The organism is Pauljensenia sp. UMB1177 (assembly GCF_030217965.1).
Taxonomy (GTDB): domain Bacteria; phylum Actinomycetota; class Actinomycetes; order Actinomycetales; family Actinomycetaceae; genus Pauljensenia; species Pauljensenia turicensis_A.
Genome location: NZ_JASOOV010000004.1, coordinates 191,942 through 207,328, shown reverse-complemented (window position 1 = coordinate 207,328; position 15,387 = coordinate 191,942). Strand labels below are relative to the sequence as shown.

Below are 15,387 nucleotides of genomic sequence, written 5' to 3'. Positions count from 1 at the left end.
GTCGTACATGTGTTCCATCGTCAAACGGCAGTTTAACTGGCATTATGAGGCAATGAGCCTCTACATGATCGAATACACCTACGACCATTCACTCGAGTCGTTGATCCAGTCATTCAGGCCCGCTCACCGCCAGTTCCTGCGAGACCTGCATTCACGCGACATTGTGGTGGCTTCCGGCTTCCTGCGTGATAGGGGAGAAAATGATGCGCTGATTATTCTTCGCGCCAATTCGGCTCAGGATGTTTTCAAGATCCTCGCTGACGACCCTTTTGCTCTTCAGGGTTTTGTCGAAACCTGCAAGATTCGCGAATGGGTGCCGACGATCGGCTTCGGGGCCGAAGGGTTCGATACGGAATTCCCCTTTTCGTAAGAGAATTGACGAGGCCTGGCGTGGCGTTTCATATGCAATCACCGCCCGTTGCGCCTACCGTTGAGTCATGGCTTACTTTGCAGTGACTTACGTTTATGACCCTGCCCAATCAGCGCTGATGGACGAGGTTCGTCCCAAGCACCGCGCATTCTTAACGCAGTTGAAGGACGACGGATTTAACGTGGCCTCGGGCCCCGTTACCGGCGGTCATCCGACGGCTCTGCTGATTTTCGAAGCTGAGAACGCCGATAAGGTCGCGTCACTTCTTGATGAGGATCCGTTCAAGGAGGCCGGTGTCATTCGTGAACGTATCATCGGCGAGTGGAATCCGGTGATTAACCGCTTCTGATTGTTCAGTACAGTGTGGGAGAACGTTTTGGCGTTCTCCCACACATGCATGTACGGCATCTGTTAAAGCTCGCGCCGATGCTCAGAATTGCGCCGTGTCAGAGGCACCGATGGCCTCTGCATGAGCGTGTTGACGCTTGTGGTACAGGCGGTGGCTGGCTTCAATCAAAAGTCCGGCACCGACTCCTGACACCCCGATCACAAGCCAATGTTCGTGCGTGGGCCAGCTGAGCGCTAAGAAGGTGCGGATGGTGGGAATGGAGACTCCCATGAACGCTCCGAGCGCCATGAGGAGCACGAGTCCACCACGCCAGCCTAAGAGCGGACGAGCGGTGACCGAGACTAGCCAGAGCGCACCGACAATCAGCGAAAGCGTGGCAATGGTCCTCGCGTACTCATCTCCAGGGCCCACGATTGCGTAGCTACCTAGCGCTGCCAGCGTCAAGGCAATTCCTGCGGGTAGCGCTAAGGCAAGTGTTCGGTGCAGGAACCCAGGCACGTAACGCCTAGCATTCGGTGCGAGAGCAAGGAAGAATGCGGGGATGCCGATCGTCAGTGCATCGATGTAGGTGAAGTGACGTGGAAGGAACGGGTATTCCCACGCCATCAGAGCACACGTCACAACAATCAACGCCGCGTAAACGGTTTTGGCAAGGAAGAGAGCACAAACGCGTTCCATATTCGCAATGATGCGTCGCCCTTCGCCCACCACTCCTGGTAATACAGCAAACTTTGAATCAATCAAGACGATCTGCGCAACAGCCTTCGTTGCCTGAGACCCGTTGCCCATCGCGATTCCAAGGTCGGAATCTTTCAGAGCAAGGGCATCGTTCACTCCGTCGCCTGTCATTGCGACCGTGTGTCCATTAGCCTGCAGTGCCTGGACCATCGCGCGCTTTTGCTCCGGCGTCACACGCCCGAACACATCCGTTTTCTCAACGATCTGGCCGAACTCATCTGACAAAGTATCTACGGGGAGAGTGCGCGCATCCGTGATGACCAAAGGCTTCCCGTCAGGACGACTCAAACCCGCTTGGCGTGCCAGAGCGCCAACAGTCACCGGATTATCACCCGAAATCACTCGAACGCGGACGTCTTGGCGAGCAAAATATGTCAGCGTATCGGCTACGTCTACACGCAAGTCTTCTTCCAAGACAATGATGCCCACAACGCGTCGTGTGTCTGGAAGCAAGTAGTCACCGGAAGAGGCGTCGAATGCCGTTGCCTCGTCGCACTCTTGGCTACGAGCCAGGGCAACAACGCGCAAACCTTCCGCCGAATACTCGTCGATGAGCTGATCAAAGTCCCCGGGTTCTTCCGAAGAACGAAGAATCTCCGGAGCGCCCAAATACCAGCTGCCACTCGTAGTCCCACACGCTGACCACTTGCGAGCTGATGAGAACGGAATCGCCCAATTCACCTGGCCTAGATCCGCGTCGGAATAATAGTCGTCAATCGCCTGCGCTGTTGCATTCGCACGATTGGCGCTCAGAGCTTTCAAAGCGAGCGTGGCCTCATCCTCCGAAACATTCGCACCAATGCGAAGCGTGCGCACCCGAATATGGCCTGTGGTGAGAGTGCCCGTCTTATCAACGCAGACACTGTCGACTCGTGCGAGGACTTCCACCGCGGGCAGTTCTTGGACAAGCACTCCCCTGCGCGCCAACGTCGCCGAACCGATCGCGAAGTTCATTGAAGTCAGGAGCACGAGGCCCTGTGGAATCATTCCCACAACGCTCGCGACCGCCAACACGATCGCTTGGTTCCAGGCCGCATCAGTGCCGGCAATACGGGTTTGCGACCACATGGTCAGCACAATCACCGGAATGAGTAGCGCGGAAATGACACGCAGAACCTTGTTGATACTCACCTGAATATGCGAAATAGTCCGCGTGTAGACGCGAGCTCGGCGAGAAAGATCCTGCGCGTATGTCTGTGCTCCCACCGCGTGGGCAACCATGAGTGCACTACCAGCAACGACCGAGGTTCCTGCAAGAACCTGATCGCCCACTTTCTTCTTGACGGGTGTTGATTCACCGGTCAGTAGTGCCTCGTCAACCTCGAGGCCCGAGGATTCTTCAACGACGCCATCTGCGCAAATCTGCGTACCCAGTTCAAGGCACATGACATCATCAAGCACAACATCCTTGGCCAGGATCTCTTGAGTTTTTCCACCACGAATAACCAACGCTGTTGGAGCATCGACGATTGCGAGTGAATCAAGAGTCCGCTTCGCCTTCAATTCCGAAGCAATGCCGATAATCGCGTTGATAATCAGCACTCCCCCGAAGACAACATCCTGAGGATGCCCAAAGATGAGCACCAGCACCGCAGCACTGATCAGGATCGCGTTAAACAGCGTGAGAACATTCTCGCGAATAATCGAGGCAATCGATCGCGAGGTCCTTTGGCGAACATCATTCGTTTCACCGCGTGCAACGCGTTCTCTCACCTCAGCGTGCGTCAGACCGGAGAGTGTTGAAGAGTGCGTCATTACGTCCTTCGGTGTGGGCGACGGTTTTACGTTGGACGGGTACGTAAGCCCCGTCGGGGCAACGTGTCAGTCAAAAGTACGAGCGGGCTTTTCCTTCTCCAGAACGTGGGTGTCTGGAGCGTCCTTTAACGCCATCGAACGGCTCTTCAGCAACGATGTCACGACCGTCACCACGATAGTCACGATGATAAAGGACAGGGATGGAAGGATTCCGATTTCCGGTGCCCAGTGAATGCCTTCGCCTCCGTTAAGGAACGGAAGCGTATTCTCGTGCATCGCGTGGAAAACCAGTTTCATTCCGATGAAGGCAAGGATTGCTGCCAAGCCGTAGTTCAGGTAGACCAGTCTTTCCAGCAGACGTTCGATCAGGAAATACAGCTGACGCAGACCAAGCAGAGCGAACGCGTTCGATGCGAACACCAAATAGGGTTCATGGGTCAGGCCGAAAATTGCCGGAATCGAGTCGAAGGCAAACATCAGGTCAGCAGTGCCCAGCGCGAAGACCACCAGGAGCATCGGCGTCAGGTACGTGCGACCACCGTGGCGGTGCAGGAACTTGTCACCAATGAAACCGTCGGTCACCGGGAAAACGTGACGCATCAGTTTGACGAAGGAATTCTCGTGGTATTCCTCCTCTTCGTGTTCATCTTCTCCGCCAACACCTTCACGTGCTTGCGAGAAGGCGGTCCAGAGTAGCCAGGCGCCAAAGATAAAGAAGATCCACGTGAAGCGTTCAATCAGCGCTGCGCCAACAAGAATGAAGACGAGGCGCAGAACGAGGGCGATGATGATGCCGGATAGCAGTGCCTTCTGTTGATAGTTACGAGGCACCCTGAACGACGACATAATGATGATAAAGACGAACAGATTATCGAGTGACAGAGCTTTTTCTGTCAGAAAGCCAGCGTAGTATTCGCCGGCAAATTGGCCACCGTAGACGCCCCAAATGATGAGGCCAAAGGCAAGACCAAGAAGAACGTAACCGATCGACCACCAGGTCGATTCTTTAAGAGTCGGAGCGTGCGGTTTACGGACGTGGCCAACGATGTCAACGGTAATGAGGGCAAGAATTGCGACGGCCAGACCAAACCAGCCGAGGGCGTGAACATGCACGGGTGGGAACCTCTCTGAGGTACGAGCAACTATGGTGAGGTCTCTTCCCACCCGATGTTCGGGCTGCTGATCCGAGCGATGCTCGTGTCCAACGCCGTGGTGACGAACCAGCACTTCGTGGGATTACTCCCCTCGCGAACTAGTCTACCTAGATCGCGCTACGATGCCCCGATGAAAAGCCAGTATGTGGAGAACCTAACGAGATTACCCCCAAGCGGACGCTTCAGCTCTCACTACTGAGCTGCCCTCATGTGGCGCAGTTCCTTCTTCAGATCCTGCAACTCATCGCGTAGACGCGCAGCGACCTCGAACTGTAGGTTTTCGGCGGCTAGCATCATTTGCTTCGTCAGGTCTTCGATCAATTCTTCAAGATCTGCTTGCGCTACACCCGCGAGGCTGAGTGCATCAGGCTTCGAACGAGCAGACGCTGATTTTTCCTTACGGTATCCGCCGTCGAGTAGCGTGCGCGTATCAACTTCTTCACGCACAAGCATGTCGGTGACGTCAGCGATCTTCTTACGCAGTGGCTTCGGGTCGATACCATGCTCGGTGTTGTAGGCAATCTGTTTCTCACGACGACGTTCAGTTTCGCTGATCGCAGCTTCCATAGATGGCGTGATGTTGTCGGCATACATATGCACTTCGCCCGACACGTTGCGTGCTGCACGACCGATAGTCTGGATCAGCGATCGGGTCGAACGCAGGAAGCCTTCCTTGTCCGCATCGAGGATCGAAACAAGGGAAACTTCCGGTAAATCCAGACCTTCACGTAGCAGGTTGATGCCGACCAGGACGTCGAAGTTGCCTTGACGCAGTTCTCTGAGCAACTCAACGCGACGCAGGGTATCGATGTCAGAGTGCAGGTACTCGACACGGACGCCACGGCGAGCGAGGTACTCGGTCAGGTCTTCCGCCATCTTCTTCGTGAGCGTCGTGACAAGAACACGCTCATCCTTTTCGACACGCTCGCGGATCTGTTCCAGAAGATCGTCAACCTGTCCCTTCGTGGGCTTGACGATAATCTTTGGATCCACCAGACCAGTTGGGCGAATCACCTGTTCCACTACCCCATCGCTTCGTTCAAGTTCGTAGTCACCCGGGGTTGCCGAGAGGTAGACTGTCTGGCCGATGCGTTCAACGAATTCGTCCCACTTCAACGGTCTGTTGTCCATTGCTGAGGGCAGTCGGAAACCATGATCGACCAGGGTACGCTTGCGCGACATATCGCCCTCGAACATGGCACCGATCTGCGGAACTGTCACGTGCGATTCGTCGATGATCAGGACAAAGTCATCGGCAAAATAGTCCATCAGCGTATGGGGCGGAGTGCCGGGACCTCGTCCATCGATATGACGCGAATAGTTTTCAATGCCCGCGCACGATCCGATTTCTTTGAGCATTTCCAGGTCGTATGTGGTGCGCATGCGCAGACGCTGGGCTTCAAGTAACTTGCCTTGGGATTCGAACCACGTGAGGCGTTCTGCCAGTTCTTCTTCAATCGAGGCAATGGCTCGCTTCATGCGCTCTTCGCCGGCAACGTAATGGCTGGCCGGGAATAGATAGACGTGATCGACTTCGTTGATGACGTCACCGGTCAGGGGATGCAGGACTGCCAGAGAATCGATTTCATCCCCAAACATTTCGATGCGGATCGCCAGCTCCTCGTACACTGGGATGATTTCGATGGTGTCGCCACGAACTCGGAAAGTGCCTCGCGTGAAGGCGACATCATTGCGCACGTACTGCATGTTGACGAAGGCGCGAAGAAGGGTGTCGCGGTCGACGATCATGCCACGTTCCAGCTCAATCATGCGCTCGACGTACTCTTGTGGAGTACCCAAGCCGTAGATGCACGACACGGAAGCAACGACCACCGTGTCACGACGGGTCAGCAGGTTGTTCGTCGCCGAGTGGCGCAGACGTTCGACCTCATCGTTGATCGACGAGTCTTTCTCGATGTATGTATCCGTCTGCGGAATATAGGCTTCCGGCTGGTAGTAGTCGTAGTACGACACGAAGTACTCGACAGCGTTATTAGGCAACAGTTCGCGGAATTCAGCGGCAAGCTGGGCGGCAAGCGTTTTATTCGGCTCGATAATGAGCGCCGGTCGCTGAATCTGCTCAATGAGCCACGCAGTCGTTGCGGTTTTACCCGTGCCCGTAGCGCCGAGGAGAACAATATCCTGTTCGCCGTCATTCAGGCGCTTGACCAATTCTGCGATTGCAGTCGGCTGGTCGCCCGATGGCGTGTAGTCAGAGACAACCTCAAACGACGCTTCTTGCCGCACAACTCGTTTGCTCACAGTCCTACCGTAGTCACTTTGTCAGACTCATGCCGATTGAGGACCTATCGCCTGCTCGTGATGTACGAGGCCGGAATCATCTGCCGGTCGGACTGCCAGTTGTGCCCGAGTGTGTCAGCCATTGGGCATGAACTGTCGCAACCAGACGGTGAAGATCCACGAGCGAGCCGGTGTTGGTTATCCAGATGTGGCAGATCGCACGTCGTTCATCACTGTTCGCTTGGGATGCGATTCTTTTTCGGGCCTCGTCAATCGTCATCCCGCGGGCTTGTAGACGGCTCAGGCGCATATCAAGCGGAACATCGACCATGATCACGGCGTCAAACTGGTCTTGCATATGTTGCTCAGTCAGCAGAGGAACATCGTAAAGAGCAATGTTCCCCGGTTGGGCGCTTGAAAGAATCTGGCGGGAACGCTCAGCAATCAAAGGATGAGTGATTGCTTCCACTGTCTTTCGAGCACTGGCATCGGTGAAGACCTGCTGGGCTAGTGCTCCTCGATTGAGAGTCCCGTCATCATTCAAGATGGCGTCGCCGAACACTTCTTCGATACGACGAAGACCGACGCTTCCAGGTTCGACCACTTCACGTGCGATGGCATCTGCGTCGGCAACGACCGCGCCAAGACTCGCAAACGCAGTGGCAACAGATGACTTTCCAGAGCCAATTCCACCGCTCAAACCGACGAGCAGTGCGCGGTCTGTTGGAATGACGAAAGGACGAAGAAGGTCAGCAGATGCGCCTCCCATGTGAATCTGGGTCATGATGCATTCCTAACGGCTGTTACGATCCGAGCGACTTCATCCTGATCCGTTGCAATCGCAACGCTAGGAAGATCCTCAACACACCTCAATATGAGTCATAGCTTCATTGTCCTATATGAGTCGACGAGCGACTAGCGTCCGATATTCTTCAACGTCCATACAGGCTGGAGAATGCAGTCATAGGAGAATCATTCGACGCGTGGTGTGAATAAACGCGTGTGCCCCACGAACACCGTTCGTGGGGCACACGTTCATCACATCAGAGCCGAGGCTCTGTGATCAGTTCAGTTTCCGTTCGTGAGCTTCTCACGCAGAGCTGCGAGAGCCTCATCGGAAGCGAGGGTACCAACGGTCTCCGGCTCGACGGAGGACGAGGAAGAGGTGGCCTCGGGAGCAACCGGAGCTGCTTCGGCATCTTCTTCCTGCGCCTTGACGACCTGAGCCTTGTGGGCCTGCCAGCGTGCCTGCGCTTCGGCATACTGTGCTTCCCAAGCCTCGCGCTGTGCCTCGTAGCCTTCCATCCATTCCTGGGTTTCCGGATCGAAGCCTTCGGGGTACTTGTAATTGCCGTCTTCGTCGTACTCAGCGGCCATGCCGTACAACGAGGGATCAAACTCTTCGGAGGTCGGATCGATGCCTTCGTTTGCCTGCTTGAGCGACAGGGAGATGCGACGACGTTCGAGGTCGATATCGATGACCTTCACGAATGCGTCGTCGCCAACCTTGACGACCTGATCCGGCAGCTCGACGTGACGCTGAGCAAGCTCGGAAATATGGACGAGGCCTTCGATGCCGTCTTCGACGCGGACGAATGCGCCGAATGGAACAAGCTTCGTGACCTTGCCCGGCACGACCTGACCGATCGCATGGGTACGGGCAAATGCCTGCCACGGATCTTCCTGGGTTGCCTTGAGGGACAGGGAGACGCGTTCGCGATCCATGTCGACGTCGAGAACCTCGACGGTGACTTCCTGGCCAACCTCAACGACCTCTGACGGGTGATCGATATGCTTCCAGGAGAGTTCGGAGACGTGGACGAGGCCGTCGACACCACCGAGGTCGACGAACGCACCGAAGTTAACGATCGAGGAGACGTTACCGGTACGAACCTGACCCTTGCCAAGAGTGTGGAGGAAGTTCGTGCGAACCTCGGACTGGGTCTGTTCAAGCCATGCGCGACGCGAGAGCACAACGTTGTTGCGGTTCTTGTCGAGCTCGATGATCTTCGCTTCGATCTCGCGACCAATGTACGGTGCGAGGTCGCGGACGCGACGCATTTCAACGAGGGATGCGGGGAGGAAGCCACGAAGGCCGATGTCGAGGATAAGACCACCCTTGACGACCTCGATGACGGTGCCGGTAACAACGCCATCTTCTTCCTTGACCTTTTCGATCTGGCCCCAGGCGCGCTCGTACTGTGCGCGCTTCTTCGACAGGAGCAGACGGCCTTCCTTGTCTTCCTTCTGGAGGACGAGGGCTTCGATCTTGTCGCCAACAGCAACAACATCGTCAGGGTTCACGTCGTGCTTGATGGAGAGCTCGCGAGAGAGGATAACGCCCTCAGTCTTGTAGCCGATGTCGAGGAGGACCTCATCGTGGTCAACCTTGACGACAGTGCCCTCGACGATGTCGCCATCGTTGAAGTACTTGATGGTTGCGTCGATGGCGGCAAGCAGATCTTCGGTCGAGCCGATGTCATTAACCGCGACCTGCGGCGTATTGGTGGTCATGTAGTTGTGTCTCCGAAACGGACTGAATAGTAGGTGTACAGAAGTGGCGAATCGGCATTCGCGTACACGAGTGCCAAGACACCGCTAGTAAGTCTACCAGTTCATTAACGCGATCTTTTCCACTGTTTGGTGGATAAAAACGTGGTTTCGGTCGCGTTTATCTGTTACGGACACACATGTGATCACCCATCCACCTAGTGGGCGGCGGCCATCCAGTTCGCTCCCACTCCCACTGCGACATCCAAAGGCACCTTCAATTGGACTGGCGAGCTCATCTTGTCGCGGACAAGCTCCTCAGCCTGCTGACGTTCTTCCGGTGCTATTTCAAGTAACAATTCGTCGTGGATCTGGAGCAGTACGCGTGACTTCATGTCAGCCTGATGCAGAGCGTCGATGAGGTTGACCATCGCAATTTTCACGATATCCGCTGCACTCCCCTGAATCGGCGCATTCAAAGCAGCACGTTCGGCCATCTCGCGGCGCTGCCGGTTCGATGAGGTCAGGTCGGGCAGATAGCGCCTACGACCGAACATCGTTTCCGTGTAGCCGTTGATCCGAGCCTCGTCGACGAGCGAATTCAGATAGTCGCCTACCCCCGCGAAACGTTCGAAATAGCGGTCACGCAACGCGGCTGCTTCGTGGACTGGAATATGCAGTTGTGCGGACAGACCGTACGAGGACAATCCATACGCGAGACCATATGACGTGGCCTTGATGCGAGAGCGTTGCTCACCCGTCACGTCTTCAACGGGCGTATCGAAAACCATCGCAGCCATCGTCTTGTGCAGGTCCTCGCCGGTAGCGAAAGCTTCGATCAAGCCCTCATCTCCCGACAAATGCGCCATGATGCGCATTTCAATCTGGGAATAGTCGGCGCTCATCAAAGACTCAAAGCTGGGGCCAGCAACAAAACCGGAACGGATCTTCAGACCATCTGGGCTACGAGCTGGAATATTCTGCAGATTCGGGTCCTTGGATGCCAAACGGCCAGTTGTGGTAACAACCTGTGAGAACGTCGAGTGAATGCGCCCATCGGGGTTGGTGGAGGAAATCAGCGTGTCCACCATCTGCTTCAATTTGATTCGATCACGGTGCATCAGCAACGAGTCAAGGAATACGAAGCCTGGACCACCCGAATCTCGCGTCTTTTCGCGCAAGTCAGCAAGAGCTTCAGCGTTCGTTGTGTAGCCGGTCTTCGTCTTCTTCGTCTTGGGAAGATCGAGGACCTCGAAAAGAATCCTCTGCAGTTGCTTGGGACTGGAAAGATTCACATCTTCACCAATCACATCAAGAGCACTCTTGCGGGCCGCATCAACTTCGAATCCCAGTTGCGTCGACTGGGAGCGCAGCTCGTCACTATCAACGGCAATACCTGTCGCTTCCATCTTCGCCAAGACCCTAGATACGGGAAGCTCCATCTGTGTCAGCAGGTCCAGTTCACCGTTATCCGCTAAAAGCGCGCTCAAGGTCTTCCACACAAACGGCAGGGAGTAGCAGATACGCGCGCATCGTTGAATACGTTCTTGAATCTCACCGCTGCCAACGATCTCGAAGAGAGCGTCCGTCTTCTTTTCTTCTTCGGGCAACTCAATGTTGAAATAGCGGTTCAAGATTTCTTTGATCTCGACGTTCTTCGAATCGGGGCGTGCAAGATAGGCGGCAAGCTGAACGTCCTTCGAAGGCCAGGCCATCGCCCACCCGTGTCCTGCCAAAGCGTGAGACAAGGCTTTAGCATCATGAACGACGTGCGAATCGCTGTGCTTCAGGACCTTCACTAAAGCCTGATCCTGCACCGGAGAGAGCGTGGTCGGGTCAATGACAAGGACGCGACTTCCTGCGCTCAACGCAAGAAGATCGATGTGTCCATGAGCAGGGATCCCCTCCCCGTCGGCCCAAATCGCATCAATATGGCCGACCGAGCGTGCCCAGCCGGAAATGTCAGTAGCAGCGGAAGCGACCGACACCGTTAAGGGCGCCGTCCAAAAAGCCTGGTCGGCCTCGTTCCCCGATTCTTCTACTGAGTCATCGCCTACACTGACCGCAAGCACCTGGTTACGCAGGCGCCCAAACTCCAACGTATCGAACAACGCAAGCAATTCAGTCTTTTGAGTAGCCCCGGGGACAAGATCCCCCAGCTCAACCCCCAGGTCCAGATCCGTGAGCAGACGATTCAAACGACGATTACGCGCAACATCATCGCCATGTTCGCGCAGAGCCTCGCCACGCTTACCCTTCACCTGATCAGCATTCGCCATCAGGTTATCGAGGCCATCGAACTCGTTAATCAGCTTTGCCGCTGTCTTCGGTCCAATACCGGGAACGCCGGGCAAATTATCGGAGGTCTCACCGACAAGAGCCGCAATTTCCGGGTAACGGAACGGTGGGACACCGTACTTTTCTTCAATAGCAGCGGGCGTCATGCGCTTCAAGTTCTCGGTCGACGCACCCGGATAGAGAACCGTCACATTCTCAGTCACCGTCTGGAAAGAATCCCTATCCCCCGACGCGACCAAGACACGCATCCCGGCTTTCTCACCACGGTGAGCAAGCGTCGCCAAAATATCGTCGGCTTCGTAGCCGTCCTTGCGCAGGGAACGAATACCCATCAGTTCCAAAACCTGGCTAATCAGTTCAACTTGGCCTTTAAAGGGTTCCGGCGTCGCATCACGCGTTCCCTTATACTCCGGATACTCCTCGGTGCGGAAAGAATGGCGCGACACGTCAAACGCCACCGCAACATGGGTCGGCTTTTCCTCTTGGAGCATCTTCACCATCATCTTGATGAAGCCGTACACCGCATTCGTATGTTGCCCCGAATGTGTCACGAAACGGTCAGCCGGAAGAGCATAGAAGGCGCGAAAAGCCATCGAATGGCCGTCGATAATCAGCAAAGTGTCACTCACACATGTAACCCTAGAGGTATGCATGGACAAACCGCACGACAAACCGCGCCCGATCCTTCCCACAATGGCGGATTCGTGGGCGCACATTGGCCACATTCCCTGATGGAAGCCATGCGAATGGATGTGTTAGAACATTCGCCCGAAAAAACAGTGATCTTAATGCCCGTCGAAGGAAACACCCAGTCAGCTGGGATTCTTCACGGTGGGGCAAGCGCAGCGCTCGCGGAAACCGCAGCATCATTTGCTTCCCAGATTCACGCTCGTAACGTTCACGGCGCCGATCGCGGGTTCGCGGTGGGCACTGAACTGACGATTTCCCACATCTCGTCGGTTTCTACCGGTCGAGTGATCGCGACGGCAACGGCTATTCACCTGGGTGGTTCATCGACAGTCCATCTTGTTGAAATAAAGAACGAGGCCGGGAAGCTGATTTCGTCGGCGCGCGTAACGAACCGGATTATGGCGCGACGAGCTTGATGGTTCCCAGCACACCACGATCAGCGAAATGAAAAGTGCCACGGTAGTACGAAAACTACCGTGGCGCCCTTCGCAAGTACCCCGAGTGGGATTCGAACCCACAACAAGCCGGGTTTGAGCCGACCGCCTCTGCCAGTTGGGCTATCGGGGCGTCGCCGTAATCGGCGCCGTTTAAGTTTATGATAGAGCTAGGAAACCTACAAACCGAGGATCAGTTATGACCACTGAAGTTCAAAACGAACCACGCCGCGTTCTTGTCGCAGAAGATGAGGGCCTGATTCGTCTGGATATCGTTGAAACCCTCACTTCTGCCGGATTTGAGGTTGTTGGTGAGGCCGCAGACGGTGAAGAAGCCGTCCAGCTTGCACTTGAGCTCGAACCTGATCTCTGTGTCATGGACGTGAAGATGCCCCGCATGGATGGCATCACCGCCGCTGAAAAGATCCTTCAGGAGCTTTCGTGTGCTGTCGTCATGCTGACCGCGTTTAGCCAAACAGAGCTTGTTGAACGTGCTCGCGATGCGGGCGCAATGGCGTATGTTGTGAAGCCCTTCAGCCCCGCGGATTTGATTCCTGCCGTTGAGATTGCCCTTTCGCGTCATCAGGAAATCGAATCTCTCGAAGAGGAGATCGCCGATCTTTCTGACCGTTTCGAAACGCGTAAGCGCGTTGACCGCGCGAAGGGCCTGCTGCAGAAGAACATGGGCATGACCGAGCCCGAGGCCTTCCGCTGGATCCAAAAGACCTCGATGGATCGTCGTCTGTCAATGCGCGAGGTCGCTGACGCTGTTATCGATCAGGTTGACGACTAAACCCGAAGGCTGACACAAACGGTGGCGGGCAGTTCTTTCGAACTGCCCGCCACCTTGAGTGTGTACTGGTCACAGCTACATCACCGTTTGAGTGAGGCCACTGCACCGTTCAGATCATGCTGCTTCGATCAGCTCAAGGCCGAGGAAGTCAGCTGCGCGTCCACGTGAACGCGGGTTGGAAAGATCTGAAATTGCGCGAGCAATACTCACATCAATCATTTCGTCAAACCAAGGCTTGACTGCATTGGCCAGCTGGTCGATATCCAGGTTGTTTGCCTGACGATTCAGTGCCTGAGAATGGACTGACACAGTCCGGGTACGCGTATTCATTTTTCTTCTCCATCATTCATTCATCAGACCGTATGCAGGTATGCGCGTTGTTCGCGCAGGCAACCTCATACGGTAGGTCGTATGTGCCGAAAGCTTTCTCAAATACCCTCATCGGCATTCTTACTCGCCGTGGCACTCCCACTACCCTACACGATTTCGCGTAGTCCGCCATCGGAAGCGCCCCTTCGTGTTGCACGCCATGAAGTCCCTAGTCCATCACGAACAATCAAAGCGTCCGTGTCACGAATAAAAATGGCCAGACTACCGAAGCAGTCTGGCCACCTTTCACATGCTGGTGTCAGCGAAGTCCGCCACCGATTGAGTAGTCGACTTCATCGCCCACCTTGTGCAAGCGAAGCATGTTCGAGGAACCTGCGGTCCCCGGTGGCATACCTGCAACGATCACGAGTTCGTCACCAATTTCAGCGAGGCGCGACGACTGCGCAACCTGGTCGACCTGCCACACCATGTCATCGGTGTGACGGACCTCAGGAACGCGGTAGGTCTGAATACCCCACGTCAATGCCAGGCGACGACGCGTTGATTCCAGCGGAGTAAATGCGAGCATCGGAATCGGGCGACGCAGACGCGACATCATGCGAGCCGAAGCACCGGACTGAGTGAAGGTCACCAGGTAGCGAGCATCAAGATGCTCAGCAATCTGAGCGGCAGCTTCACAGATGACGGCCGCACGGTCGTTGACGAAGAAACCAGTCAGTGCGGCGATCATTTCGCCACCGTTTTCTTCGGTGGACTCGATAATACGAGCCATCGTGCGAACAGCTTCGATCGGGAACGCACCCACTGAAGTTTCGCCGGAAAGCATGACCGCATCGGCACCGTCAAGGATGGCGTTTGCACAGTCAGAAGCTTCAGCGCGGGTCGGTCGAGGATTCTTAATCATGGAATCCATGACCTGGGTTGCGACGATCACCGGCTTCGCAGCACGGCGAGCCAGTTCGATGGCGCGCTTCTGAACCAGCGGAACGGACTCGAGCGGCATTTCAACGCCAAGGTCACCGCGGGCAACCATGATCGCGTCAAACGCATCGACGATTTCCTGGAGCGCTTCGACAGCCTGCGGCTTTTCGATCTTGGCGATCACCGGAAGACGACGACCGTATTCGTCCATGATCGCGTGGACATCATTGATATCCTTTGCATTGCGGACGAACGACAGAGCGATGAAGTCTGCGTCGTTTTCCATTGCCCAACGCAGGTCCTCTTTATCCTTCTCGGAAAGAGCAGGAACGGACACTGCGACGCCGGGAAGGTTCAAGCCCTTGTGGTCGGAAACTACGCCGGGGACCTCAACCTTGGTGATGACGTCGGTATCGGTGACCTCGACAACGCGGACTGCGACGTTTCCGTCGTCAATCAGCAGGCGATCGCCGGGAGCACAGTCACCAGGCAGACCTTTGAAGGTCGTACCAACGAGTTCCTTAGTTCCAGGCACGTCGCGGGTTGTGATGGTGAACGTGTCACCAACAGCGAGGACCTGGGGCCCTTCTTCGAACGTCTCCAGGCGAATCTTCGGGCCCTGCAGGTCAACGAGGATTGCAATGGCACGCCCTGAAGTCGCGGAAGCACGACGGACCTTTTCAATAACAGCTTCGTGCTCTGCAGCCGTGCCGTGTGATCGATTGATTCGGGCGACATCCATACCGGCGTCAACCAGTGCTTGGACTTGCTCCGAAGAATCAGTGGCAGGGCCGAGAGTACATACAATTTTTGCTCGACGCATA

Annotated in this window: 12 protein-coding genes and 1 tRNA gene; 4 read left to right on the top strand and 9 right to left on the bottom strand. The window is 55.6% G+C overall.

The window, feature by feature from the left end; all coding sequences use genetic code 11:
- The first annotated feature begins 52 nt into the window (after window positions 1-52).
- Both QP442_RS06850 and QP442_RS06845 read left to right on the top strand, forming a co-directional pair.
- Window positions 53-370, top strand: coding sequence for a YciI family protein (locus tag QP442_RS06850; RefSeq protein ID WP_179369661.1), 318 nt, complete (start codon window positions 53-55; stop codon window positions 368-370).
- 67 nt (window positions 371-437) lie between these two features.
- The gene (locus tag QP442_RS06845; protein WP_006681067.1) at window positions 438-719 is read left to right on the top strand and encodes a YciI family protein; all 282 of its coding nucleotides are present in this window, start codon (window positions 438-440) and stop codon (window positions 717-719) included.
- Window positions 720-800: 81 nt separating this feature from the next.
- On the opposite strand, the gene QP442_RS06840 is transcribed toward QP442_RS06845, so the two are convergent.
- From QP442_RS06840 to polA, 6 genes are all read right to left on the bottom strand, one after another.
- Window positions 801-3,212 (bottom strand): HAD-IC family P-type ATPase, encoded by a 2,412-nt coding sequence (locus tag QP442_RS06840; protein ID WP_103632599.1) that lies wholly within the window; start codon window positions 3,210-3,212, stop codon window positions 801-803.
- Between the two features lie 66 nt (window positions 3,213-3,278).
- On the bottom strand, window positions 3,279-4,325 hold the full coding sequence (locus QP442_RS06835; protein WP_103632598.1) for a TerC/Alx family metal homeostasis membrane protein: 1,047 nt from the start codon (window positions 4,323-4,325) through the stop codon (window positions 3,279-3,281).
- A gap of 233 nt (window positions 4,326-4,558) precedes the next feature.
- The gene (gene uvrB, locus QP442_RS06830; RefSeq protein WP_103632597.1) at window positions 4,559-6,628 is read right to left on the bottom strand and encodes an excinuclease ABC subunit UvrB; all 2,070 of its coding nucleotides are present in this window, start codon (window positions 6,626-6,628) and stop codon (window positions 4,559-4,561) included.
- A gap of 76 nt (window positions 6,629-6,704) precedes the next feature.
- A complete protein-coding gene (coaE, locus tag QP442_RS06825; protein ID WP_006681071.1) occupies window positions 6,705-7,391 on the bottom strand; it encodes a dephospho-CoA kinase in 687 nt (228 codons plus the stop codon).
- A 284-nt stretch (window positions 7,392-7,675) separates the two neighbouring features.
- Entirely contained in the window at window positions 7,676-9,121 is a 1,446-nt protein-coding gene (rpsA, locus tag QP442_RS06820; protein WP_101627759.1) for a 30S ribosomal protein S1, read from the bottom strand.
- A gap of 194 nt (window positions 9,122-9,315) precedes the next feature.
- Complete coding sequence (gene polA, locus QP442_RS06815) at window positions 9,316-12,024, bottom strand: DNA polymerase I (RefSeq protein ID WP_103632596.1); 2,709 nt, start codon at window positions 12,022-12,024, stop codon at window positions 9,316-9,318.
- A gap of 159 nt (window positions 12,025-12,183) precedes the next feature.
- On the opposite strand from polA, the gene QP442_RS06810 reads away from it, so the two are divergent.
- Window positions 12,184-12,501 (top strand): PaaI family thioesterase, encoded by a 318-nt coding sequence (locus tag QP442_RS06810; protein ID WP_442953376.1) that lies wholly within the window; start codon window positions 12,184-12,186, stop codon window positions 12,499-12,501.
- A gap of 77 nt (window positions 12,502-12,578) precedes the next feature.
- On the opposite strand, the gene QP442_RS06805 is transcribed toward QP442_RS06810, so the two are convergent.
- A tRNA-Leu gene (locus QP442_RS06805) sits at window positions 12,579-12,652 on the bottom strand.
- 66 nt (window positions 12,653-12,718) lie between these two features.
- Between QP442_RS06805 and QP442_RS06800 the strand changes: the two genes are divergently transcribed.
- Window positions 12,719-13,312 (top strand): ANTAR domain-containing response regulator, encoded by a 594-nt coding sequence (locus QP442_RS06800; protein WP_006681076.1) that lies wholly within the window; start codon window positions 12,719-12,721, stop codon window positions 13,310-13,312.
- Between the two features lie 114 nt (window positions 13,313-13,426).
- Here the strand turns inward: QP442_RS06800 and QP442_RS06795 are convergent, their stop codons facing one another.
- Complete coding sequence (locus QP442_RS06795; RefSeq protein ID WP_006681077.1) at window positions 13,427-13,642, bottom strand: hypothetical protein; 216 nt, start codon at window positions 13,640-13,642, stop codon at window positions 13,427-13,429.
- Window positions 13,643-13,940: 298 nt separating this feature from the next.
- The gene (gene pyk / locus QP442_RS06790) at window positions 13,941-15,386 is read right to left on the bottom strand and encodes a pyruvate kinase (protein ID WP_006681078.1); all 1,446 of its coding nucleotides are present in this window, start codon (window positions 15,384-15,386) and stop codon (window positions 13,941-13,943) included.
- Window position 15,387 lies beyond the last annotated feature (1 nt).

Bases quoted from the DNA above. Each gene is read 5' to 3' on its own strand.
- QP442_RS06850 (WP_179369661.1), top strand. From the start codon at position 53: ATGAGCCTCTACATGATCGAATACACCTACGACCATTCACTCGAGTCG.
- QP442_RS06845 (WP_006681067.1), top strand. From the start codon at position 438: ATGGCTTACTTTGCAGTGACTTACGTTTATGACCCTGCCCAATCAGCG.
- QP442_RS06840 (WP_103632599.1), bottom strand. From the start codon at position 3,212: ATGACGCACTCTTCAACACTCTCCGGTCTGACGCACGCTGAGGTGAGA.
- coaE (WP_006681071.1), bottom strand. From the start codon at position 7,391: ATGACCCAGATTCACATGGGAGGCGCATCTGCTGACCTTCTTCGTCCT.
- rpsA (WP_101627759.1), bottom strand. From the start codon at position 9,121: ATGACCACCAATACGCCGCAGGTCGCGGTTAATGACATCGGCTCGACC.
- QP442_RS06810 (WP_442953376.1), top strand. From the start codon at position 12,184: ATGCCCGTCGAAGGAAACACCCAGTCAGCTGGGATTCTTCACGGTGGG.
- QP442_RS06800 (WP_006681076.1), top strand. From the start codon at position 12,719: ATGACCACTGAAGTTCAAAACGAACCACGCCGCGTTCTTGTCGCAGAA.
- QP442_RS06795 (WP_006681077.1), bottom strand. From the start codon at position 13,642: ATGAATACGCGTACCCGGACTGTGTCAGTCCATTCTCAGGCACTGAAT.
- pyk (WP_006681078.1), bottom strand. From the start codon at position 15,386: ATGCGTCGAGCAAAAATTGTATGTACTCTCGGCCCTGCCACTGATTCT.